Genomic DNA, 22,113 nt, shown 5'->3' on the forward strand with positions numbered 1-22,113 from the left:
ATTCTTAAGCCCTTTTTTGTTTTCTTCTAGCTGCAATCAATTTAACATTTTCCACGACTTTTTCTGTTGTTAAATCTATTTCCTGTAGCAGCTCCTTCACACTTCCATGCTCAATGAAGCGATCCGGAATTCCCATTCTTACGATACGGTTCGTATAGCCATTATCGTTTGCAAACTCGACAACCGCACTACCGAATCCACCTTGAAGAACTGCTTCTTCGATTGTTACAAAAGGTATTCCTGATTTAAAGAGGTCGTGCAATAACGCCTCATCCATCGGTTTAATAAATCTCGCATTGACAATTTTTACTGACAGGTTTTCCTTTTTCAGATAATCGGCAGCTTCAAGTGCCATTCCGATTGTCGTTCCAAATGTAAGGATGACTGCATCCGTTCCTTCTTTCAGAACTTCCCAAGAACCAATTGGCAGCTCTTTTAATTCCTCATCCATTTTGACACCTAATCCGTTTCCACGTGGATAGCGAAGTGCAATCGGGCCATCGTCATACTTATTGGCCGTATATACCATGTGTTGGCCTTCGTTTTCATCTTTAGGCATCATAAGAACCATGTTTGGTAAATGTCTTAGGAAGGCGATGTCAAATACACCTTGATGTGTTTCGCCATCTTCCCCAACTAAACCGGAACGATCAATCCCAAAGAAAACATTTAAGTTTTGACGGCATACATCATGCACTACTTGATCGTAACCTCTTTGCAAGAAGGTGGAATAAATGGCTAGGAATGGTTTCATTCCTTGTGTTGCTAGACCAGCTGCCATCGTGACAGCATGCTGCTCTGCAATTCCGACATCAAACATGCGATCTGGAAATTCTTTTGCAAAACCTTCAAGCTTAGATCCTACTGGCATTGCAGGTGTCAGGGCCACGATACGCTCGTCTTCACGCGCAAGTTTACGGACTGTTTCACTGACTACACTGCTCCACGCTGGCGGACCGCCAACTGGCTTCAGGAAATCACCTGTTTCAATTTTATACGGCCCAGTTCCATGCCACGTACCGATAGTGTCCAATTCAGCCGGCTCGTAGCCTTTTCCTTTTTTCGTAACCACATGAATAAGGACAGGGCCTTCTGTTTTCTTTGCATATTTTAGATTTTCAATTAAATCGTTGTAATTATGTCCATCAATTGGTCCAAGGTAAGTAAAACCAAGTTCTTCAAAAAACATCCCGCTGACAACAAGGTACTTCAAACTGTCTTTGATGCGCTCAGCCGTTGACGCCAGTTTCCCGCCAACTGCAGGTATTTTCTTAAGAAGCACTTCCAGTTCGTCTTTTACCCAATTGTACTTACCAGCAGTACGCATTCTTCCAAGCGCACTATGCAATGCACCGACATTTGGAGCAATGGACATTTCATTATCATTTAAGATAACAATCATGTCTTTCTTTTCATGACCAATATGATTTAATGCTTCTAGTGCCATTCCGCCTGTTAAGGCACCATCGCCGATAATCGGAATAACATACTCATCGGTTCCTTTGATGTCACGAGCGGCCGCCATACCCATCGCTCCAGAAAGAGAGGTGGAAGAATGTCCCGTTTCCCAAACATCATGCTCAGACTCATTCCTTTTCGGAAACCCACAGAGACCTTTATATTTACGCAACGTACCAAAATCACAGGCTCTTCCTGTCAAAATTTTATGGACATAGGCCTGGTGACCAACATCCCATAAAAACTTGTCTTTAGGGCTGTCAAACACTTTGTGCAAAGCAACAGTGAGTTCGACTACCCCAAGGTTCGGCCCGATATGGCCGCCTGATGTGGAGAGCTGTTCTATCAGAAAACGTCTGATATCCTCGCTAAGGCTCTCCAGTTCATCTATAGACATTTTCTTTAAAAATTGCGGATTTTTAATCTTTGTAAGATCCAAAAGGGATCACTCTCTTTCCTTGCTAATTTCGCTTATTTTTACGCTTTTTATTTTCTTTTAAGACCACAATGTTAAATTTGTCTTCTAGTATATAAAACAGCCTTCCCACTTGAAACAGAATAGGTGTAGAATACCGAATTGCCATCGACTTTCCAAAAGCCTTTCCTCCAACTGTAACAGCTGCCACAACGCTTGTGAAGACAACAGCCACAATATAATGGAACAAAGAGTCTTCGGTTTGCCCCACCGAAAGGGTGAAGGAAATGACTACAATGGCAGATGCAGTTCCACTGATAATCCCAGAAATATCACCGATAACATCATTACAAAAACTTGCAAACCGATCCGCATTCCTGACAATCTGTATGGCTTGTTTGGAACCGTTTACCCTTTCCGCTGCCATCGCATGAAATGGAGTTTCATCTGCAGCTGTGGAAGCAATACCAAGCATATCAAAAAAAATACCGATAAAGACGATGATAAATACAATGACCATCCCTACTGCCCATGTTACTCCTGAAAGTAAGTAGGTGGAAACGATTGAAAAAATAGCCGCTAACACGAGTGTGATAACGGCGATAGCTAAACTCCAATTTATTGCATCTTTCCATTTATTAACCATAGTATAAAATCCCAACTCTATATAAGTAAGCTTTTGTAGTTATCTTACATTTTATTATAGACAAAAATTTTTAATCCACCAAACTTCAATAGTTTTTATGTAAAAGTGGTCATGCATTGAGTAAAAACTGCGGCTTAGGTCCAGTAGGTTTTCCCAAGCAAGTACCAGATGTCGCCATACTGGCGGTTTCCCTTTAAACCTGCCTTAGCCGTGTCGCCATCGACTAGACTGGATTACCACTTAGTCCGCACTATAATCCCCAATACATGTCTTATATTTAGAACAGTCTAGGAGTTTTCCTCTACAGCCCTTAAACCTTGTCTTAGCCTCTTTTGCAGAACGGATTTCATATGGAATACATAGATAGATTCACCGGCCTAGTGAAAAAATCCCCTACCATAATCCCCTCCGATTCCACTCAAGGCAGGCTACGCTGCTTATACCTAACCCAGTTAGATATAATACAGGTTTATCACCATTCCACTACTTGCTCCCCAAGGGGATTAACAAGCGTAAGAATGGGCCTCCACGGAAGTAGGGTCTTCGCCCACATGCCATTGTGGATCGCCCTACTACCTTAACTCCCAGCATCAACCCAAGGCTGGGCGCCTCAAGCCGACACAAGGAACTTCATCGATGTGCCCTTTAGCGGATTTTTAGGCCCGCCTTCAGAAAAGGTGGACTGACTAGAATACTGCACCACTCATTTGTACCATATACTATACCACAAAAAGAGGAAATGCTCAATTTTGACTGCTACTTTTGTCGATTAATGGTCCCTTTTGGCAATTAGATCGCAAAGTTGTACCAAAAGATCAGACTCTAATGGTATGTCAGATAGAATTTGCTTCGCCTCATTAATATGATATTCCAACTTTTCTTTTGCGCCATTCATGGTTAGTAGAGATGGATAAGTCACTTTTTCGTTAAGGGTATCTGACCCTACGGGCTTACCAATCTTAGACGCATCCCCTTCAATATCAAGAATGTCATCCCTGATTTGGAATGCAAGGCCTAAGTGGTCGGCGAATTGTTCTAATTTCGAAATCTGTTCTTCTGTTGCATCCCCCAGTATGGCACCTGCAACAATGCTATATCCGAGAAGCTTCCCTGTTTTGTTTCTATGTATATATTCAAGGTCCTGAAGTGAGAGTTGTGCGCCTTCTCCCTCCATATCCGCAACCTGTCCTCCGACCATACCTCTTGGCCCTGCAGCTTTGGCTAACTCTTTCATCAAGGTAACAACTTTCATTGGCTTGACGTCTAGATTCAATAGATCCTCCATGACCTCAAAGCTATGAGTGAGTAGGGCATCACCAGCCAGTATTGCCATCGCTTCACCAAACATCTTATGATTAGTAGGCTTTCCGCGTCTAAAGTCGTCATCATCCATACTCGGAAGATCATCGTGCACTAGAGAATAGGTGTGTATCATCTCCACGGCACAAGCTACTGGTATTCCCAGTTCTTCCGGTTTTCCAAAAGACTTTAACGTCGCAAGCACTAACAAAGGTCGAAGTCTTTTTCCGCCTGCTTTCAGTGAATAATTCATGGATTCCAGTAAAACTTCTGGTGCTTGAACAGAATTCATATAGGAATAGAGGGCATCCTCCACCAATTTCTTTCTATCTTTCATAAAAGTTTGTAGATCCATCAGCTGTGACAATTAAGCTTCATCCTCCTGTACTTGGAATGACTCCAATTCACCGTTTTCTTTCAAAATCTGCTCCATCTCTTCCTCTACATGAGAAAGCTTGTCATGACAAAGCTTGGACAATTTCATTCCTTCTTTGTAAAAAGAAATGGCTTCTTCTAATGGAACATCACCTTCTTCAAGTTTTTCTACAATGGTTTCCAAATCTTTCATTGCTTCTTCAAATGTAACTTCCTTTTTTTCACTCATTTCCTTTTCGCTCCTTCACTTCTTGTATTTCACATTCTAATCGGCCATCTTGAAGGTGAACTTGAATGGTATCTCCTTTTTCTGCCTGATTCACATTTTTAATAATAGTGCCATCTTCCTGGTATGCAAGACTGTAACCCCTGTTCATTATTTTAAGAGGACTTAAGGCGTCCATTTGGGAAAGTTTATGTTGAAATTCCCATTGTTTCTTTTGGAGTGTTTGTTGCATCTGCCTCGTTAGCAACTTCGTCTGCTGTTCAAGTGTAAGTTTATTTGCTTCCCATTGCTTTTTAGGATGGTTTCTAGCAAACCTTCCGGCAAGTTGCTCCCACTTATCATGCTTGCGTTCTGCCATTCTTTTCATCGCCATTTCTAAATTATCCATTGTGCGATCTAGGTCTTGTTGCTTTTGCGCATATAGATTCTTCGGAAACCTGAAGGCATACGATTTTTGTAAAGCTATCAACCTGTCTTTGTAATGTTGCATTAGCTTGTTGGAAGCTCTGTGCAACCGGAATTTACGATCGGATAGTCTCTCCATCAATTCGTTTATATGCGGAACAGCCAATTCTGCCGCTGCAGTTGGGGTAGGTGCACGCATATCCGCTACGAAATCAGCTATCGTAAAGTCTGTTTCATGTCCAACTGCTGAAATAATCGGTAGCTTCGACGCAAAAATTTCTCTAGCTACGACTTCTTCATTAAATGCCCATAACTCTTCAATGGACCCTCCACCACGGCCCACAATAAGCACATCAAGATTAGGTATTTTGTTAGCCGTTTGAATGGCCTTCACGATGGAAGGAGCTGCATTCACCCCTTGTACTAATGCGGGGATAACGATTATTTTCGTTAGTGGATATCTTCTCTTCAAGGTAGTGATGATATCCCTGACAGCTGCTCCCGTTGGGGAAGTGATGACCCCTACAGCACGCGGGTATTTTGGTAGCGTTTTTTTGTAATCAGGAGAAAACAACCCTTCCTTGGATAGCTTCTTTTTCAGCTCCTCATAAGCTAAAAACAGACTACCAACGCCATCTGGCTGCATTTCTTTTATGTACATCTGATAGGATCCATTTGCCTCATAGACCGTAACTTCCCCACGAACAAGGACCTTCATCCCTTCTTGCGGTTTAAAGGCAAGATTGCGGTTCTGCCCGGCAAACATGACTACCTGGAGTCTAGCGTTTTGGTCTTTTAGCGTGAAGTACATATGCCCTCTGCTATGTTGCTTGAAATTGGAAATCTCCCCTTTCAGCCATACATCTTGCAAATGAGGGTCCACATCAAACTTTCTTTTTATGTATTTTGTTAAAGCAGTAACCGTTAAGTACCTGCGTTCACTCATAATCGTTAACTCCTTTTTGAAGCATGGTGATACGAAAAAAAAGACGGAAGAACCTTAAGTCCCATCCATCTTCTAAGATACCATATTACCTGGAAAACGTCTTGTTTTCACACGCCTCGTTTTGTGCTGATTGTAGCGTATTATGCAACAACATCGTAATCGTCATTGGACCGACCCCTCCAGGAACAGGTGTGATATAGCTTGCTTTTTCTTTCACCGCTTCAAAATCCACATCTCCACACAGTTTACCTGTATCTAGTCTATTAACGCCAACATCAATCACAATAGCCCCACCCTTCACGTATTGAGGACCGATTAGTTTTGCGCGACCAACTGCAGCAATTAAGATATCAGCCTGTTTAGTAATGGAAGCCAAATCCTTTGTACGAGAATGACAATAAGTAACAGTCGCATCCTCTTTTAAGAGTAATTGCCCTACCGGCTTCCCAACTATATTACTTCTTCCAATAACCACGACATGCTTCCCAGAAATAGAAACGTCGAGTGACTTAATCATTTCCACTATTCCATATGGCGTACAAGGGAGAAATGATTTCTGATCAATCATCATTCTACCGATATTTACAGGATGAAACCCATCCACATCTTTATTAGGGGAAATATGTTCAATAACAGCCAGTTCGTCTATGTGATCAGGCAAAGGTAATTGCACCAGAATGCCATGCACAGAAGCATCACCGTTAAAATGAGTGATTCTTTCCAGCAATTCTTCTTGTGTGATTGAACTTGGATATTTTTCCAAAATACTCGTAATACCAGCTTCCTCACAAGCTTTCTGTTTCGCTCGAACATAGGATTGAGAAGCAGGGTCCTGCCCTACCAAAATAACAGCCAAGCTTGGTTGGATATTCTTTTCCGTATGTAGCTCAGTAACCTTTTCTTTAATAAAAGCTCTCTTTTCCTTTGCAAGATCTTTACCTGATACTATAACTGCTGACATGAATAGCTCCCCCTTTTATGCTACTACTTATGCATTATTTTCAATGGTAGTTTTTACTTTAGATAGGACTGCGTTAATAAATCCGCTTGATTTGTCATCACCAAATGTTTTAGCAAGTTCTATCGCTTCATTCATGCTGACATTAACCGGAATTTCTTCAACAAACATCATTTCAAAAACAGTCATGCGAAGAATGGTGCGGTCCACTGTTCCAAGGCGGTCAAGTGACCACTTCTCCAAATGGGATTTCAACGTGGAATCGATTTCTGCCTGATGCTCTATCGTGCCAAACACGATACTGCTTAGGAAAGCATCCGCCTTTTCCCCTTCTTCTAATACATTTGTGATTGCTTCATCAGGCGCAATATCACTTAAATCCATTTGAAAAATGGCTTGAAGCGCCTTTTCTCTTGATTCACTACGTTTCATTGTTCGATCTCCTTATCGTGCCTATACTAGTATAAAAAGATAATAGCACATTTTTATAAAAAAACACATGTTTTTCATTCGTTTTTTAGCTAAATTACATACAAAATGATTCTACTTTCATTAAATGTTCGGAATTAACCGTTTTCATCATTTGCTCTGGGGGAGCTTGAAAGGTGTCATTCTTCTATTTAATTATGTCAGTTTCATCTTTACCGAGATAATACCCTACTATACTTTTCAACAAAGTCTAGTTAAAAGTAGCGACTAAAATTGTACCTAATTATGTGAGCGAACACAAGGGAAACTTGGCATGGTTACTTTCCTATACAAAAAAATTGTAGACACCCATCTATGAGAGTGCCTACAAGGTGACGTACTATTAAATTTCTTGTTCTACTTCCACTTCATTCTTTTGTGCTTCAAATTGTACGCCGACAACATGAATATTAACTTCTGTAATTTCCAAAGCAGTCATATTCAACAATGCTTGACGAATGTTGTCTTGTACTTTTTGTGCAACTGTCGGGATGGAAATGCCAAACTGCATCACACAAAATACATCCACTTTAATACCTTCTTCGGAAAGGTCTACTTTTACACCTTTACCGTGATTCTTCTTCCCAAGTCTCTCTACCACACCAGCAGCAAAGTTACCACGCATCGACATGACACCTTCTACTTCGGAAGCAGCAATACCGGCAATAACTTCGATGACTTCAGGAGCAATTTCAACTTTACCAAGTGAATTGTTGTTTTCCATTTCTAATAAGTTTCTTTCGCTCATAATTAACCCTCCTAAAAATAGTTAAGAATTCATGACATCATATTTCTCAAGAAATTTCGTATTAAAGTCCCCATCTTTGAATTTTTCGTGGTCCATAAGCTTCAGATGGAAAGGAATCGTAGTATGAACGCCTTCAATAATAAACTCGCTTAACGCACGTTTCATTCTTGAAACGGCTTCTTCACGTGTTGCTCCATATGTGATTAGCTTTGCCACCATGGAATCGTAATATGGCGGTATGCTGTAACCAGGGTAAACAGCCGAATCCACTCGAACCCCAAGACCACCTGGCGGAAGATACATCTCAATCTTCCCTGGTGAAGGCATAAAGTTCTTTTCTGGATTTTCTGCATTTATACGGCATTCAATCGACCAGCCGTTGAAAACAACATCTTCTTGCTTAAGAGATAATGTTTCACCAGATGCAACCCGAATCATTTCCTTGATTAGATCCACCCCTGTTACCATTTCCGTAACAGGATGCTCCACTTGGATACGGGTGTTCATTTCCATGAAGTAGAATTTTCTATCTTGATAGTCATAAATAAATTCTATCGTACCTGCACCCATATAGTCCACTGCTTCAGCAGCTTTTACTGCCGCTTCACCCATTTGCGCACGAATCTCTTCATCAAGGACAGGTGAAGGTGTTTCTTCTACAAGCTTCTGAAGACGGCGCTGGATGGAACAGTCACGCTCACCAAGGTGAATCGTATTACCATGACCATCTGCCATTACTTGAATCTCAACGTGACGGAAGTCTTCAATGAATTTTTCCAGATACACACCAGGATTACCGAAAGCAGTTGCCGCTTCCTGTTGCGTAATAGAGATACCCTTTTTCAATTCCTCTTCATTTCTTGCAACACGGATACCTTTTCCGCCTCCGCCTGCCGTTGCCTTGATGATAACCGGATACCCAATATCGTTAGCAATTGTTATACCGTCGTTAATATTTTCAATGATGCCTTGGGAACCAGGGACAATCGGAACACCAGCTTTACGCATTGTTTCACGTGCCACATCTTTTGTTCCCATTTTGCTAATTGCTTCTGGACTTGGTCCTATAAATGTAATGTTACACTCACGGCATAGCTCGGCAAAATCCGAGTTCTCTGCAAGGAATCCGTACCCAGGGTGAATAGCATCAGACGCCGTAAGTTTTGCCACGCTAATGATGTTGGTAAAATTAAGGTAGCTGTCTTTTGACGTTTTTGGTCCTACACAATATGCTTCATCTGCCAACTGTACATGAAGGGATTCTTTATCCGCTTCCGAATAAACAGCCACTGTCTCGATATTCATTTCTTTACATGCACGAATAATTCGTACAGCAATTTCTCCTCTATTAGCAATCAATACTTTTTTTATCATGAGTGTCGCCCCCTCCTTATACTGTTTTTACAAGGAATAAAGGTTGACCATATTCTACTAATTGGCCATTATCAACCAAAACCTCGACAATTTCGCCTTTGACTTCTGCTTCAATCTCATTGAACAGTTTCATTGCTTCTACGATACAAACAACAGAGTTTTCGCCAACTTTATCGCCTTCCTGTACGTATGCCGCTTGATCAGGTGATGGAGAAGCATAGAATGTCCCTACCATCGGTGATGTAATTTTATGTAGATTAGTATCTTCCTGTTTTGGTGCCGCTGCTTCTTGTTTTGCTTCAGCTGCAGGTGTTTGAGCTTGCTGAGCTGGAGCTTGTGCTTGTGGTACTGCCTGTGGTGCTTGTTGTTGCGGTACTGCTTGTGGTGCTGGAGCAGCTACTTGCGTGCTCAGCACAGATTGCGCCGCATGCTTTTTCATTTTAATTTTGGAACCTTCATTTTCATACGTGAATTCATCTATATTGGATTGGTCTATCAACTTAATAATTTCTCTGATTTCTTGGATCTTTAACATATTTCCTTCACTCCTCGGTCCTTTTGATGATTAGTTGCTGCATTGATGTTGCTTACTGTTGCCTAGATGTTGCTATGTACATTTTAACAAAATAGTTCATATTCATCATACGATACAAGCTTCCGAAATTCAACTAAAAATAGTAATAGATATTATTACCTAGTGCTAAGTTTGGTTGATGGCGAATTTAGGATGCTAGTGGCTTTGGCGGCATGATGAAAACGCTTTAGTTACTATTATAGGGGATTTTAGTTGTGGTGGATAGGGGGAGTGTTGGGGAATAAGTGACTTTAGCGTGGAAGGTTTTGCAAATGGTGATGCTGATATGCAAGGAATATTGTTAACTTGTTAGGTGACTTTGCAGAGTGTCCGAAGTATTTTGAGTCTGACCGAAGTTTCATACCTAAGTGTCCGAATATCCGTCCAAATCGGTATCAAAATGTCCGAGGTCTCTAGTAATTTGTCCGAACCATTTTAAACGCGCTCAAAACGGCTTCATTTTATGATTTTTCCTCAAATTTCACTTTCATCTCCCATAAAATTTAGGCAGCAGCCCGTCCACAATATGTGATTTTCACTAAATGTCCAAAGTTTACCGGAAGTTGACCGAAGATTCTCGAAAGTTGGCCAAAGATTTTGTATAGTTGTCCAAAGTTTCAAGAAAGTTGACCAAACCTATTTTTCAAATGACCAAACACCCCCAATTCTTGTCCGAACGACCCCACCTAATTGTCCGAACACCCGTCCAAATCAGTATGAAATTGTCCGAAGTCACAAGTAGTTTGTCCGAACCATTTTATACACCCCTAAAATACCCTCATTTCTTAAGTTTTTCCGCTAATTTCCCACAACTTTGCACCAAAAGTTCAAAAGATTAATTTGCTAAAAGCTTTCTAATAAAACCCACCCCCAATACAAAAGATTCTCAGAAAATTTGACAAGTTTTGCAGGAAAAAGCTACCTCAATGTCAAAAATAGTAACATCTGAAAGAAATGGAGCTGCATGCCTATGATCATATTAAAAGAGCGTGAAATGTCTTTAAAAATCAAAGTGTTAGAAGCCTTAAGTCGGCGCCTCCCACATTCTCACCCCATATTGCCCAAAATAAAATCAGATCTCGGTAAAAACATAGCTGGTTTTAAAGGAGAAGAGTCACTTAATTACTACTTGGAATTGTTACCCGAAGAAGAAGGAGAGTTTTATGTTTTACAAGATATAAGGCTACCTTATAAAGGGCATCACTTTCAAATTGACACACTTCTGATCTTCCCAACTTTTATCCTCATATTAGATGCTAAGTATATGAAAGGCACCCTTGAGTTTGACCCAGCCTTCCAACAACTCATTCAAAAATTCACCGAAAATGAAGTCGATAAAACTATCACCTACTCCGATCCTATTATCCAAGTACAAAATCAACTCACTAAGTTCAAAAGCTGGTTAAAAGACTATAAAATTCAGCCTGGTTCCTGTGAAAGTTTAGTAGTCATTGCGAACTCAAGAGCAGAGATAAAATGTATTTCGCACCCAAACCTCGTTAAAAACATGGTTGTCCGTAATTCCGGGGTTGAAGCAAAGGTTACAGACTTCACCAAAAAACACACTAAAGAAACCTGGGACGCAAAAAATGTGCGTAAACTAAGCTCGCTTATAATCAAGAAGAACGAGCCCATCACTTCTATAGATTTGGAAAAAGATTATGGAGTATCTCCAGATTGTATACTAAAAGGTGTGCAGTGCCAGAAATGTTTTCATATAGGTTGCGAGAGAATATTTGGTTCTTGGTTGTGTCAAAAATGTAACAACACTTGCAAGGAGGCACACATCAAGCTACTTCAGGACTATAGGCTATTGATCAGCCCTACTATCACTGTTTCCGAGTTTCAGAAAATAACTGAAATTAAAAACGAACGAACTGCCAGACGTTTATTGCTTTCATCAGATCTATCGTATTCAGGTAACACCAGTCAAAGAGTCTATTTTTAATAAACCAAAACAAAAAACCGAAGCCCCACAATTCCCAGGGCTTCGGCCTTTGCAACAATCTATTATTCGGCGCCTTCTTCCGTTACTGGTGGGAAGTCGAAAGCGATGTCTTCGTTACGTACGTCTTTGAATTCTTGGCGTACCATGTGATAGATGTCGTTTGCCATTTGTGGCGAGTGTGCTGCTGTTTTGACTGTTACTCGGATTTTGCCGTCTGTCACGCGTACAAGTGCATCATCTACGTCCTTATGGGAACGGATCGTGGACTCTAGGATTAGTTCTTTTTCAGAGATTTGTGCAAGTTCGTTGTATTGGTCAACTGCTTTGGAGATTTCTTCTGCTGGTAGTTCTGTACTTGCCATCATTTCTTTTAATTCTGCACGGTGAACGCTGCGAAGGTTTTCCAATTCATAGCGCATTTCTGCTAGTGTCTCGTCAGAAGAGATATATTTTACTACAGCACTGCCATCTTCCTCTGTCGCTTCTTCGCCTTCAACGCCTTCAGTTCCTTCTTCTTCATCAGTGCCAGCTGCTTCACCTTCTTCACCGCCGTGATTTTCAGCTGATTCAGTGGCTGCTGGTTGTTCTGTGGCGTCATTTGCCAGTTGTTCGCCAGCTTGTTGATCACCGATAAAGTAGTAAGCGGATAGGACAAAAACGAGACTTAACATAGTTAGTAACCAAACGGTTTGTTTTTTTAATAACATGGATTATTCCCCCTCGGATTTTTTTGGAAGTACTGCTACCTTGTGCTGTGGTACGTCTAGCACTCTGGTGACAGCCTCCAAAATCATTTGTTTTACATGTATATTTTCAGCGCCCTTTGCTACAATCAGAACTCCACGTATGACCGGTTTTTTGGTTTCGGTTACGACCGGAATTTCTTGTTCATTTTTCCTGATGACGAGGACTTGTTCATCTTTTGAAGTATCAGTAACATCACGTTTTCCCCCTTGCTGGTCTGTTTCGACCGTGTTTTGCTGGGAGGTGGTCACGTTTTTCTGAAAGACTTTTTGCTCGGAAGCATCCACGTTAACGACGACAGATACGTCATTGACGCCGGTGATTGCCTCGAGTGCATCTTTCAGCTGATTCTCAAAGCTTGCCTCGTAATCAGAGATAGTAGAAGGTGCGTTGGCATCGTCATTTTGTCCAAATACCGGTTCATCTTTCGGTTCTTCCTGCTTCATGGCTGGCAGAACCCCGCCGCCAGGAGAAGTTGCACTGTCTCCTCCAAAAAACAGATTTCCAAATAAGATGAATCCTACACCAAGGACGAGTATGACCGTCATGTATTGGTATTTTGCTTTTTTATCTTTTGACTGATTGGTAAGCAGAGATTTTAGCCATGGAATGAATGCTTGGTTTTTCTTTTCCACCTTGTACTAATCCCCCCCTTCGACTGCTACTGAAATATTGGTTGGTTGTAGTTGCCAACGATCTGCTAGGAAATTTGCTATTTTTCCTTCTTCTTTTGAGGAAGGAGCTGGTTCCTTTTGTCTGGAGGTGTCAATTTGAACAGGTTTTACAACTTGAATGGCTGTCTCTTCTTCCGCTTGTTCCAGTAGAATCACAACGGATTCTATATTTTCTTCAATAGGCAATTCGGTAAGCTGGTCCTCATTTTTCACGACAACTTGCAAGTCTTTCACAGTTACACCATAGCTTTCTCTCAACTCCTCCTCCACATCTTCTTTCATTAGGACAGCCGCTTTATTTAAAATGTATGCAGCATGGGAGGCTTGTATTTCTTTTTTCTTCATTTCTATTAAATTTTCTGTGTTTTCTTTTGATGTGTAGGAAGAATGCGTGGTCATTTTGGCAAAAAGTTCATCCATATCTGTGGAAAGGAGCTTCAGGATAGGGGTGAGAATAACGACAATCAGTAGAAGTCCAATCACTAGTTTCGTATACTTTTGCATGGAAGAATTCGGAAGCAACATTTCTACTACCGTTGCTAAAAGAATAAATAGGATGATACTGGTGATCCATTCTGTTAAGTAACTCATTAACTCTCCCCCCTTACCTGACCATCACGGTAATATTTCCTGCTGCTATGATGACCGTGATACTTAAGAAGAACATAAAGGAGACAATAGCCAGTGCAGCAAAAATGTAGATAATGCTTTTGCTGATAATATCGAGACATTTTATGACGGTACCGCCACCCAATGGTTGAAGAAGCGCCGCGGCAAGTTTATAGATAATCGCAATAGATAGAATTTTCACTGCCGGGAATGCAGCTAATAGAATCAAAGTCGCCACTCCAAGGATCCCGACTGTATTTTTTAATAACACAGATGCTGTAATCACGGTATCTGTGGCATCTGTAAACATTCTGCCGATTACAGGAATAAAGTTTCCGGTCACAAATTTTGCGGTACGAATGGCGATTCCATCTGTCACTGCTGCAGTTGCACCTTGGACAGAGATAACACCAAGGAATACCGTTAGATAGATTCCTAGAATTCCAATGCTTACATTTCGGAGTAACTGTGCAAGTTGGGTGACTTTGTAATGTTCACTTAGCGTACTGACAATGCTTAATATTGCTGAAAGAAACAACAGTGGAAGCACAACATATTGAATAAGCAGGCCACTGGTATTCATTAAAAATAGGATGATTGGATGAAAAAAAGCTGCCGATACCAATCCACCTGATGAAGCAATTAGAGCGATGAGGAGTGGTACTAAGGCGATGATGAACCCTGTCATGGCGGTTATTGCTTCTAGTGTGTAGGAGATAACGATATGAAAACTGTTGAGGGCGATGATGATCAGGACCATGAACACAACACTATAGGCGACTTTACTGACTGTTTTTTGCTCAAAGGCATTTTGAAGCGTTTGTAGGAACATGCTGAAGATGGTGAGTAAGATTAGACTGCCAAGCAGTTTGCCGTTTGCCAAGAGTTCATGAAATAAGTATTTCATGAAGCCTTTTGACCATTCTTCCAAGGAAAAGGACTTGTCCCCTTTTACAAATTCCATGAATGATCCTTTTTGGCTTTCTGGCAAAAATCCACCGTACTCTTCCATCACTTCTTCCCAGTACACCTTGATTTCCTCTACATCAATTCCTTCTATTTGTTCTGTTACTAATTCTGATGGAGAAGAGGGTGAGGCTTGTACTATTTCAAATGGAATGAACAGTAGGATCAACAAGGCTGCAATGATTGCAAGAATGAGTTTCATTGATATGCTCCCCTCTGAAGTTTCATTTTAAGAAGGAATGAGATTAATGATGGTTTCAATGATGACGGTCAAAATGGGAATGGCCATTGCCAAAATTAATATTTTCCCGGCCAATTCGATTTTAGATGCGATGGCTCCTTGGCCGGCGTCCTTTGTGATTTGTGCACCAAATTCTGCGATGTAGGCGATTCCAACAATCTTCAGAATGGTTTCGACGTAGATCAAATTGACATTGGCATTAATCGCAATCCTCTCAAGCATCCTAATAACATCAAACACTTGCTCTACTAAAAATAAGAAAATCGCACAGCCGACAAATACGACTAGCATAAAGGCAAATGTCGGCTTTTGCTCTTTTACTACTAATGCAAGAAAGGTGGCGATTAAGCCAAGACCTACTATTTGGAGAATCTCGATAGGTCAACACCCCTTATCATTGGAACAGGAATACCGATTTGATTCTTTTGAATAAATCGTCTACGATGCTTGCTACCATAAAAAGAATGTAGATGAATCCGAGTAGGGTTACCCAGTGTGCGTATTCTTCTTTGCCGAGTTGTTTTAGCACGGTGTGCAGGAAGGCTACGACGATGCCGATGCCGGCGATTTTAAATATTACGTCTACTTCAATGCCCATGGACGCTCCTCCTATTTTTTCGGTTTGCTTTTGGGGATTTCTCTTAAGTTTAGTCGTTGATTACCGCTGCAGCGGCTCGCTTTCCACGGGCGGTCCGGGAGCCTTCTCGGCTTTCGCCTGCGGGGTCTCCCCTGTCCCTTCCTACCGTAGGAGTCTCGCCGCTTCCGCTACAATCAACTTGTCGTGTTTACGCCGCTGTTTCTTTACGCAAATGACTCCGCTTTCCGCGGGGCGACCTTGAGCCTCCTCGGCAAGCCTGCGGGGTCTCAACACAATCCGTAGCTAGAAGACCTCAATTATAAACAGTACCTTCTATTTCTTGTCCGGCTATATCAACAAAATCACCAGCAGTAAGCCTGATAGGACCCCGAGGCTTTTGACCATTCGTTCGTAGCGGTTTTGTTTGTCGCGGGCTTCTAGTTCTTCGCGTTCAAGGTGGGTTAATGCCAGTTGGATGTGCTTTTGTTGGGTGTAGCGATCGTGTTGGCCGAGTGTTTCGCCGAATTGTTTCATGATTTCGAGTTCGGCCGTTTTATAAGCGGTGTTTTTCCAAACATCATCTAAGCTTTCTTGCCAGGCTTCTTTTACTGTAAGACTTGCTTTATCTAATTTATTGGCGAAGCTTTCAAAAAACCATGAAAGTGGTTTTTCCAATTGCTTGGAGATGTTTTTGGTCGCATCCGCAAGTGGAGTGTGACCATACATGATTTCAGCTTCAAGCGATTGCAATGCTACTTTTAATTGTCTTAGTTGTCTTGGTCTTTCTGTCAGGTGCCTTGCTGCTTCAAAACCTGCCCAGGAAGTTGCCACGAGTATTAAAACTGCTCCAACTAATTTAATCAACGTCTCACACCCTCTTCCCGGAAGATCTCTTCCCCCACCTCATTAACTATTCTCTTGATGGAGCCTGGTCCATTGGATCTGGTCAGTTCCACGAATCTTTTTACTGCCTGGTATGATAAGATTTCTCTAAGACTAGGTCTGCTTTTTAATTCGTCAAAAGAAAAAGCATGAACCGACATGAGAAGCCCCACTCCTGCATTGACTGCTTCCATTACTGCTTCGCTGTCTTCCATTCTTCCTATCTCATCAACAACGATGACATCAGGGCTCATGGAGCGAATCATCATCATCATGCCTTCTGCCTTAGGACAGCCATCAAGCACATCTACCCTTTGTCCCAAGTCATGTTGAGGAATTCCATGTACACAACCTGCAATTTCAGAACGCTCATCAACAATTCCCACTTTGCATGATGCCACTCGCTTTTCCTCACAGCCTGAGCTCATCATCCTTGCCAAGTCCCTTAATAATGTTGTCTTTCCTGTTTGTGGAGGTCCAATTACCATTGTGCTCAACCATCTACCTTTTTCGTAAAGGAATGGCATCAGAGGTTCAGCAACTCCAATCTTTTGCTTGGCAATCCGAATATTAAATGAGGAAACGTCACGGATAGCCTTCACTTTCCCCTGTTCTGTAATCACTTTTCCAGCTAGTCCAACACGATGTCCTCCCGTAATAGTGATATATCCACGCTTGAGCTCCTCTTCCAGTGCATAGATGGAATGCTTACTAATTTTGTTCAGTATGTGAATAGCATCCGTTGGCGTCACTGTATACGAGGGAAAATAGGGATTCCCACCTATGATCAATTCCAGTGGGCGATGTACACGAACTCGGATTTCTTCCATTCTCTCCAGTAACGGTGGAGAAAGTGTATTAATAACACCGGTTATTTCCGGCGGTAAAACGGTCGTAATACTTGCAAGCATACGTATCCCCTTCTTGTCCTATTATTACTTACAATGTATGCGCGCTTGGACAATATATAACAACGGAATACATTTTCTCACTTATATATGCCAAATAAAATAAACCCCAACCCAATCGCTATATAAATCATTTTTGAAAAGGAAATCTCATCCGCCATGCTAATCAGACCTATCATCATGGTTGAAATAAAAATGAGGGGCCCTACAACAGCCAACATCGAGTTCACCACAATAGCTTTTTTCACATCATTTAAACTCAGCATGATAATGGCGGCAGTAATTTCTAATAACCCGGAAAAGATTCGAATTCCTGCCATGGATAGAACGGACGGGTCGAAATGACTTAATATTTTTTTCATGATCCTTTTGTCCTCCCTCTTGCAGCTGCACAATTAGAGCATCTTGTACAACCTATGCGAAGGATTTTGAAAGAAGAAGTAAATTTAATTTGAAAGGAATGAAGTAATTTAGGGAATGCTAGCGAAAGGAATACATAGGAAAGGCGTGGATGTTATGAAAGGAATCGGTAAAGTTTTTTGGATTTCCGTTATCATTGCTGCTTTGTTTGTATTAATTGGGGTTATTTTTCCAGAGCCCTTCAGTAAAGGAATGGATCAGGCAAATTCATTCATTCTAAATGTTTTTGGCTGGTTTTATCAACTGGCGGCTACTTTCTTTCTTTTATTTGCCTTGTTCCTCATCTTTAGTAAATACGGCAAAATAAAGCTAGGAAAAGACAAAGATCTCCCAGATTACTCTACCTTGACCTGGTTTGCAATGTTGTTCAGTGCAGGAATGGGCATTGGGCTAGTTTTCTATGGAGTCGCAGAACCGATTTCTCACTTCGCCACCCCTCCACTAGGAGAAGGAGGAACTGCTGCTTCTGCAAAATTAGGTCTTCGTTACACATTTTTACATTGGGGATTTCATGCATGGGCCATCTATGCGACCATTGCTCTTTCCATTGCGTATTTCAAGTTTAGAAAAGACGCTCCTGGATTGATGAGTGCCACTTTATATCCTATTTTGGGGGAGAAAACAAATGGAGCTCTCGGAAAAACAGTAGATATTGTTGCCGTTTTTGCAACCGTTTTCGGAGTTTGCGCATCCCTCGGTTTAGGTGCACAACAAATTAATGGCGGACTGAATTATTTATTCGGCATTCCAAATAACTTCGCCATTCAACTGACCATCATGGCGATTGTGACCGTTCTATTCATTATCTCAGCAGGAACAGGCCTATCTAAAGGAATTAAATACTTAAGTAACACGAATATGATTTTGGCTACGCTTCTATTGTTTACTATGTTGTTCATCGGCCCTACAACCTTTTTGTTAAATTTATTTACCACCACTCTCGGAGATTATATTCAGAATCTCCCAAGCATGGGACTTCGGCTTGCTCCATTCAATAAGGAAAATGCCGAATGGATAGAAGGTTGGACAATTTTCTATTGGGCATGGTGGATTTCCTGGTCACCGTTTGTCGGAACCTTTATCGCAAGGGTGTCAAAAGGAAGGACAGTAAGGGAATTTGTCATTGCGGTGTTATTGGTTCCGACACTTGTATGCGCATTTTGGTTCAGTGTCTTCGGAGGAACCGGCATTCATATGGAGCTATTTGAAGGGGTCAAAGTGTCCGCTCAAAGCTTTGAAGCTGGACTCTTTTACGTCTACAAATTACTACCATTTGGTACTGTTTTATCTATTATTACCATTCTGTTGATTGCAACCTTCTTTATTACAAGCGCTGACTCTGCCACTTTCGTGCTGGGCATGCAGACTACTAACGGAGACATAAATCCACCTTTCTTTGTAAAATTAACATGGGGGTTAATTCTCTCTGCCTCTGCTGTTGTGTTGATGTATTCGGGTGGATTGGAAGGTCTTCAAACTGCTATCATCGTGAGTGCTTTCCCTTTAACTTTTGTATTGTTGATGATGGCCTTCGCTATTTTCAAAGCATTTCGCTTAGAGGTTAAGGGGAAGGTTCCTTTGAAAAAGACGAAGGAGAGTTGAGTTGGCAAACTTAATTGTACCACTTTGCGGAAAGGACGATTTGCTATGAACTTTAAAAGTGAATTACAAGAAGCACAAGATATCATTCATAAAGCACACCATCACTTAAAACAAGTTAGTTCAACTACTGCAGAATCTGAAGCTTGCTATTTTGCAATAGAAGAACTTGTGAAAGCTCAACAGAAGATCCAACAGGTTCAACAACAAATCAATGAATAAAAAAAGAGTGCGCATCTTCCAATGAAAATGCGCACTCTTATTTATTAATATCTATCCCAATTGACAACCTCATCAAGAGGGAGACGTGTTTTCTCAAATCCTGCTTTCGCACCCTTACCTAAAGAGATTAACATAATGGCCTCATAGTTTTCCGGCACATTGAATGCTTGTAAGAATTGTGCTTCATCGTAACCGCCCATTGGGACTGTATCATAGCCTTTAGCCTTTGCTGCCAGCATTAATTGCATCGCAACAAGGCCACCATCAATGTGCGCAATTTTTGCCAAGCGTTCTTTTGAGAAGTTCCCGTAACCATCAAGAATACTGTTCACATACATGTCTTTCACGTCTTCTGGCATTCTTCCTTTTTCAGCGATTGCACTATAGATACGGTCAGCATTTTTGTATGCTTCTCTATCTCCAAGTACAGCGATAACAACGGAGGCATCCACAATTTGTTGCTGGTTATTGGCGATCGGTAACAAACGTTCTTTTTCCTTTTGATCTTCAATAACTAGGAATCTCCATGGTTGAAGATTGCTAGATGACGGCGCTAATGTAGCTGTTTCAAGAATCTCAAGGATTTCACTTTTATCTATTTTGAATTCAGGATCATACTGTCTAACTGAACGGCGTTCTTTTGCGACTGTCAGAAAATCTGTATCTTCTAACTGCTTTGGCGCTTCTTTGGTTGTATCAATTTCTTTTACTTTATTTAAATATTCTTCTTTACTCATTGTGTTCTTAGACATATTCATTTCCCCTTTAACTGTATTTTCTACAAGAACAGTATATGTGGTTAACTGTTCCCTTGTCAACTACAGTTAATCATGACAAAATAAAAAAGCGAAACAGCTATGTTTCACTTTTTCATTAGATCAGCTATGGTCTTTCGTTCTAAACCCGCTACGACCCAGCCTTCCATTTCATCACGCAATGTACAAAGGGATTCGCGAGTAGTGGGAGCAAAACAATCTTTGCTTTCTACATTAAAGAATCCTTTAGGAAACGTTTCTGCTTTCATTGCATCATACACTTCGGACAATTTGATTTCACTTGGATCCTTTACAAGATAATAGCCACCGTCCCGGCCCTCTTTCGCCTGGATCAATTCGGTTTTAACCAGATGCCTTAATATTTTTCTTAAAAAGACAGATTTAGAATTAAGCTTCTCTGCTAATTCTCCACTCGGACATCGGCCTTCATTATTAGCAAGCACGACAAGTGCCTGAATCGCCACACTGAACCATCTTGTACTCGTTACCTTTTCAGCCATTGTTTCACCTCTTCATCTACACTTTATTCTGAAACATCTCCCATAAAAAGTCAAAGTGTTTAGGATTTTGATAGGTGAAAAGGGCTAGGGAATTGTTTAACGGTTAATCACTCCGTTCTTCAGTTATAGCGCTGTTAGTTTATCAACGAAGTTATATAGACTGTTGCCCAATAAATACTACTCATTGATAGAAACACAGTTCCAAATACAGTAAGTGCTTTTGGGATTTTTCCATACCAATTAATAATTGCTAACCCTATAACAATGTGAACGATTACAAAAAGAACAACACTCACTTATTCCACCTCTACTAAATTCAGTTTGTTGAAGATTTCTAATAATGCCTTATTAAAGAGTAGATCCCGATTATATTAAAATCGCCTACTTATTGACTGTCTTTCTTTGTTTGCTCAAGGAATTTAACAGCTTCTTCTATATCATAAGTTTTTAATTTTAATTGTTTCAACTCTCCTCCCCCAGTTTCAAAGATAAATACTGCTGGAGCTTTTTCTATTTCATATTCAGGATACTTTTCCTTAGCAGTAGCTAAGTTTATTAAATATTCCGATTTGATAACAGAATAATCGTTACTAATGAATTTGCTAAACTTTTCGCTGATATTTTCTTCTCCTTCGACAATTAGCAAAAAGTATTTCGTATCGGCTTTTTCATTAGAAGAACAACCTAAAATCAAAGCTAACAATAAAAACGAACATTTTAGAATTAATCGTTTCATCATTACTCCCCCAATAGCTTTCACAATCTTCTTTAAAATTCAGAAGGATAAACACTACTTTCTCTTTTCATGTTTTTGATTTCTTGGAGCTCTTGCGAAACATCCATATATAATTCCCTTACTTCTTGCTCGGCTAATTTCGCTTTTATAGTACCATCTAGATAGTCAATTAATCTATCATCAGAATATAAAAACCATAAATCGCCAACTGTTATTTCTTCACCTCTTACAATTACTGCAATTTCAGTATCATCATTATACGATATCAAAGCTTCATTACATCCAACTATGAAAAGCATGCAAGTTAGAAATGAATAAATAAACAACCTTTTCATATTTATCCCACTGTTAAACAATCCTGCCCTATTCCTTAATACCAATTATTTCATAATCTGAAAAGACCTACAATAAATCATTTT

26 protein-coding genes are annotated in these 22,113 nt (G+C 40.7%); 3 read left to right on the forward strand and 23 right to left on the reverse strand.

Annotated elements, in window-relative coordinates; genetic code table 11:
* Positions 1-4: 4 nt before the first annotated feature.
* The 10 genes from dxs to accB all read right to left on the reverse strand — a co-directional run bounded on the left by dxs (position 5) and on the right by accB (position 9,853).
* The gene (gene dxs, locus HC179_RS12955; RefSeq protein WP_168864677.1) at positions 5-1,897 is read right to left on the reverse strand and encodes a 1-deoxy-D-xylulose-5-phosphate synthase; all 1,893 of its coding nucleotides are present in this window, start codon (positions 1,895-1,897) and stop codon (positions 5-7) included.
* Between the two features lie 22 nt (positions 1,898-1,919).
* Positions 1,920-2,519 carry a hypothetical protein gene (locus HC179_RS12960; protein ID WP_168864678.1) on the reverse strand — a complete coding sequence of 200 codons (600 nt, stop codon included), beginning with the start codon at positions 2,517-2,519 and terminating at the stop codon, positions 1,920-1,922.
* A 769-nt stretch (positions 2,520-3,288) separates the two neighbouring features.
* Positions 3,289-4,173, reverse strand: a complete 885-nt coding sequence (locus HC179_RS12965; RefSeq protein WP_168864754.1) for a polyprenyl synthetase family protein — start codon at positions 4,171-4,173, stop codon at positions 3,289-3,291.
* 12 nt (positions 4,174-4,185) lie between these two features.
* Positions 4,186-4,422 carry an exodeoxyribonuclease VII small subunit gene (locus HC179_RS12970; protein WP_168864679.1) on the reverse strand — a complete coding sequence of 79 codons (237 nt, stop codon included), beginning with the start codon at positions 4,420-4,422 and terminating at the stop codon, positions 4,186-4,188.
* Positions 4,415-5,770 carry an exodeoxyribonuclease VII large subunit gene (gene xseA / locus HC179_RS12975; protein ID WP_168864680.1) on the reverse strand — a complete coding sequence of 452 codons (1,356 nt, stop codon included), beginning with the start codon at positions 5,768-5,770 and terminating at the stop codon, positions 4,415-4,417. The genes HC179_RS12970 and xseA overlap by 8 nt, the downstream gene beginning before the upstream one ends.
* 85 nt (positions 5,771-5,855) lie before the next feature.
* Complete coding sequence (folD, locus tag HC179_RS12980; RefSeq protein WP_168864681.1) at positions 5,856-6,731, reverse strand: bifunctional methylenetetrahydrofolate dehydrogenase/methenyltetrahydrofolate cyclohydrolase FolD; 876 nt, start codon at positions 6,729-6,731, stop codon at positions 5,856-5,858.
* Between the two features lie 27 nt (positions 6,732-6,758).
* Positions 6,759-7,160: a transcription antitermination factor NusB gene (gene nusB, locus HC179_RS12985; protein WP_168864682.1), complete on the reverse strand. Its 402-nt coding sequence runs from the start codon at positions 7,158-7,160 to the stop codon at positions 6,759-6,761.
* 379 nt (positions 7,161-7,539) lie between these two features.
* A complete protein-coding gene (locus HC179_RS12990) occupies positions 7,540-7,944 on the reverse strand; it encodes an Asp23/Gls24 family envelope stress response protein (protein ID WP_010194870.1) in 405 nt (134 codons plus the stop codon).
* 21 nt (positions 7,945-7,965) lie between these two features.
* Entirely contained in the window at positions 7,966-9,318 is a 1,353-nt protein-coding gene (gene accC, locus HC179_RS12995) for an acetyl-CoA carboxylase biotin carboxylase subunit (RefSeq protein WP_168864683.1), read from the reverse strand.
* A gap of 16 nt (positions 9,319-9,334) precedes the next feature.
* On the reverse strand, positions 9,335-9,853 hold the full coding sequence (gene accB / locus HC179_RS13000; protein WP_168864684.1) for an acetyl-CoA carboxylase biotin carboxyl carrier protein: 519 nt from the start codon (positions 9,851-9,853) through the stop codon (positions 9,335-9,337).
* Positions 9,854-10,862: 1,009 nt separating this feature from the next.
* Between accB and HC179_RS13005 the strand changes: the two genes are divergently transcribed.
* Positions 10,863-11,840 carry a nuclease-related domain-containing protein gene (locus tag HC179_RS13005; RefSeq protein ID WP_168864685.1) on the forward strand — a complete coding sequence of 326 codons (978 nt, stop codon included), beginning with the start codon at positions 10,863-10,865 and terminating at the stop codon, positions 11,838-11,840.
* A 62-nt stretch (positions 11,841-11,902) separates the two neighbouring features.
* Here the strand turns inward: HC179_RS13005 and HC179_RS13010 are convergent, their stop codons facing one another.
* From HC179_RS13010 to HC179_RS13050, 9 genes are all read right to left on the reverse strand, one after another.
* On the reverse strand, positions 11,903-12,547 hold the full coding sequence (locus HC179_RS13010; protein WP_168864686.1) for a SpoIIIAH-like family protein: 645 nt from the start codon (positions 12,545-12,547) through the stop codon (positions 11,903-11,905).
* Between the two features lie 3 nt (positions 12,548-12,550).
* Positions 12,551-13,219 carry a stage III sporulation protein AG gene (gene spoIIIAG / locus HC179_RS13015; protein ID WP_168864687.1) on the reverse strand — a complete coding sequence of 223 codons (669 nt, stop codon included), beginning with the start codon at positions 13,217-13,219 and terminating at the stop codon, positions 12,551-12,553.
* Between the two features lie 6 nt (positions 13,220-13,225).
* The gene (gene spoIIIAF, locus HC179_RS13020; RefSeq protein WP_168864688.1) at positions 13,226-13,849 is read right to left on the reverse strand and encodes a stage III sporulation protein AF; all 624 of its coding nucleotides are present in this window, start codon (positions 13,847-13,849) and stop codon (positions 13,226-13,228) included.
* 13 nt (positions 13,850-13,862) lie between these two features.
* Positions 13,863-15,035, reverse strand: a complete 1,173-nt coding sequence (gene spoIIIAE / locus HC179_RS13025) for a stage III sporulation protein AE (protein ID WP_168864689.1) — start codon at positions 15,033-15,035, stop codon at positions 13,863-13,865.
* A 27-nt stretch (positions 15,036-15,062) separates the two neighbouring features.
* Positions 15,063-15,452, reverse strand: a complete 390-nt coding sequence (gene spoIIIAD / locus HC179_RS13030; protein WP_082380912.1) for a stage III sporulation protein AD — start codon at positions 15,450-15,452, stop codon at positions 15,063-15,065.
* 16 nt (positions 15,453-15,468) lie between these two features.
* Positions 15,469-15,672: a stage III sporulation protein AC gene (spoIIIAC, locus tag HC179_RS13035; RefSeq protein WP_010194848.1), complete on the reverse strand. Its 204-nt coding sequence runs from the start codon at positions 15,670-15,672 to the stop codon at positions 15,469-15,471.
* 327 nt (positions 15,673-15,999) lie between these two features.
* Positions 16,000-16,515, reverse strand: a complete 516-nt coding sequence (gene spoIIIAB, locus HC179_RS13040) for a stage III sporulation protein SpoIIIAB (RefSeq protein WP_168864690.1) — start codon at positions 16,513-16,515, stop codon at positions 16,000-16,002.
* Entirely contained in the window at positions 16,512-17,444 is a 933-nt protein-coding gene (gene spoIIIAA, locus HC179_RS13045; RefSeq protein ID WP_168864691.1) for a stage III sporulation protein AA, read from the reverse strand. The genes spoIIIAB and spoIIIAA overlap by 4 nt, the downstream gene beginning before the upstream one ends.
* A 77-nt stretch (positions 17,445-17,521) precedes the next feature.
* Positions 17,522-17,803: a YqhV family protein gene (locus HC179_RS13050; protein ID WP_148988124.1), complete on the reverse strand. Its 282-nt coding sequence runs from the start codon at positions 17,801-17,803 to the stop codon at positions 17,522-17,524.
* A gap of 154 nt (positions 17,804-17,957) precedes the next feature.
* On the opposite strand from HC179_RS13050, the gene HC179_RS13055 reads away from it, so the two are divergent.
* Both HC179_RS13055 and HC179_RS13060 read left to right on the forward strand, forming a co-directional pair.
* Positions 17,958-19,463, forward strand: a complete 1,506-nt coding sequence (locus tag HC179_RS13055; RefSeq protein WP_168864692.1) for a glycine betaine uptake BCCT transporter — start codon at positions 17,958-17,960, stop codon at positions 19,461-19,463.
* A gap of 45 nt (positions 19,464-19,508) precedes the next feature.
* The gene (locus HC179_RS13060) at positions 19,509-19,682 is read left to right on the forward strand and encodes a hypothetical protein (RefSeq protein WP_168864693.1); all 174 of its coding nucleotides are present in this window, start codon (positions 19,509-19,511) and stop codon (positions 19,680-19,682) included.
* Between the two features lie 44 nt (positions 19,683-19,726).
* On the opposite strand, the gene HC179_RS13065 is transcribed toward HC179_RS13060, so the two are convergent.
* The 4 genes from HC179_RS13065 to HC179_RS13080 form a co-directional block, all read right to left on the reverse strand.
* Positions 19,727-20,434, reverse strand: a complete 708-nt coding sequence (locus HC179_RS13065; RefSeq protein WP_168864694.1) for a nitroreductase family protein — start codon at positions 20,432-20,434, stop codon at positions 19,727-19,729.
* A gap of 110 nt (positions 20,435-20,544) precedes the next feature.
* A complete protein-coding gene (locus tag HC179_RS13070) occupies positions 20,545-20,958 on the reverse strand; it encodes an RrF2 family transcriptional regulator (RefSeq protein WP_168864695.1) in 414 nt (137 codons plus the stop codon).
* A 385-nt stretch (positions 20,959-21,343) separates the two neighbouring features.
* Positions 21,344-21,697 (reverse strand): hypothetical protein, encoded by a 354-nt coding sequence (locus tag HC179_RS13075; protein ID WP_168864696.1) that lies wholly within the window; start codon positions 21,695-21,697, stop codon positions 21,344-21,346.
* 29 nt (positions 21,698-21,726) lie between these two features.
* Positions 21,727-22,029, reverse strand: a complete 303-nt coding sequence (locus HC179_RS13080; RefSeq protein WP_168864697.1) for a hypothetical protein — start codon at positions 22,027-22,029, stop codon at positions 21,727-21,729.
* Positions 22,030-22,113: the final 84 nt, after the last annotated feature.

Origin of the sequence: Bacillus sp. RO1, from assembly GCF_012524115.1 — a bacterium.
Taxonomy (GTDB): Bacteria; Bacillota; Bacilli; order Bacillales; family Bacillaceae_I; genus Sutcliffiella_A.

Bases quoted from the DNA above. Each gene is read 5' to 3' on its own strand.
- spoIIIAE (WP_168864689.1), bottom strand. From the start codon at position 15,035: ATGAAACTCATTCTTGCAATCATTGCAGCCTTGTTGATCCTACTGTTC.
- spoIIIAC (WP_010194848.1), bottom strand. From the start codon at position 15,672: ATGGGCATTGAAGTAGACGTAATATTTAAAATCGCCGGCATCGGCATC.
- HC179_RS13080 (WP_168864697.1), bottom strand. From the start codon at position 22,029: ATGAAAAGGTTGTTTATTTATTCATTTCTAACTTGCATGCTTTTCATA.
- HC179_RS13070 (WP_168864695.1), bottom strand. From the start codon at position 20,958: ATGGCTGAAAAGGTAACGAGTACAAGATGGTTCAGTGTGGCGATTCAG.
- HC179_RS12990 (WP_010194870.1), bottom strand. From the start codon at position 7,944: ATGAGCGAAAGAAACTTATTAGAAATGGAAAACAACAATTCACTTGGT.
- nusB (WP_168864682.1), bottom strand. From the start codon at position 7,160: ATGAAACGTAGTGAATCAAGAGAAAAGGCGCTTCAAGCCATTTTTCAA.
- HC179_RS13055 (WP_168864692.1), top strand. From the start codon at position 17,958: ATGAAAGGAATCGGTAAAGTTTTTTGGATTTCCGTTATCATTGCTGCT.
- folD (WP_168864681.1), bottom strand. From the start codon at position 6,731: ATGTCAGCAGTTATAGTATCAGGTAAAGATCTTGCAAAGGAAAAGAGA.
- spoIIIAF (WP_168864688.1), bottom strand. From the start codon at position 13,849: ATGAGTTACTTAACAGAATGGATCACCAGTATCATCCTATTTATTCTT.
- HC179_RS13010 (WP_168864686.1), bottom strand. From the start codon at position 12,547: ATGTTATTAAAAAAACAAACCGTTTGGTTACTAACTATGTTAAGTCTC.
- HC179_RS12960 (WP_168864678.1), bottom strand. From the start codon at position 2,519: ATGGTTAATAAATGGAAAGATGCAATAAATTGGAGTTTAGCTATCGCC.
- HC179_RS13065 (WP_168864694.1), bottom strand. From the start codon at position 20,434: ATGTCTAAGAACACAATGAGTAAAGAAGAATATTTAAATAAAGTAAAA.
- HC179_RS13060 (WP_168864693.1), top strand. From the start codon at position 19,509: ATGAACTTTAAAAGTGAATTACAAGAAGCACAAGATATCATTCATAAA.
- xseA (WP_168864680.1), bottom strand. From the start codon at position 5,770: ATGAGTGAACGCAGGTACTTAACGGTTACTGCTTTAACAAAATACATA.
- HC179_RS13075 (WP_168864696.1), bottom strand. From the start codon at position 21,697: ATGATGAAACGATTAATTCTAAAATGTTCGTTTTTATTGTTAGCTTTG.
- HC179_RS12970 (WP_168864679.1), bottom strand. From the start codon at position 4,422: ATGAGTGAAAAAAAGGAAGTTACATTTGAAGAAGCAATGAAAGATTTG.
- HC179_RS12965 (WP_168864754.1), bottom strand. From the start codon at position 4,173: ATGGATCTACAAACTTTTATGAAAGATAGAAAGAAATTGGTGGAGGAT.
- HC179_RS13005 (WP_168864685.1), top strand. From the start codon at position 10,863: ATGATCATATTAAAAGAGCGTGAAATGTCTTTAAAAATCAAAGTGTTA.
- accC (WP_168864683.1), bottom strand. From the start codon at position 9,318: ATGATAAAAAAAGTATTGATTGCTAATAGAGGAGAAATTGCTGTACGA.
- spoIIIAA (WP_168864691.1), bottom strand. From the start codon at position 17,444: ATGCTTGCAAGTATTACGACCGTTTTACCGCCGGAAATAACCGGTGTT.
- accB (WP_168864684.1), bottom strand. From the start codon at position 9,853: ATGTTAAAGATCCAAGAAATCAGAGAAATTATTAAGTTGATAGACCAA.
- HC179_RS13050 (WP_148988124.1), bottom strand. From the start codon at position 17,803: ATGAAAAAAATATTAAGTCATTTCGACCCGTCCGTTCTATCCATGGCA.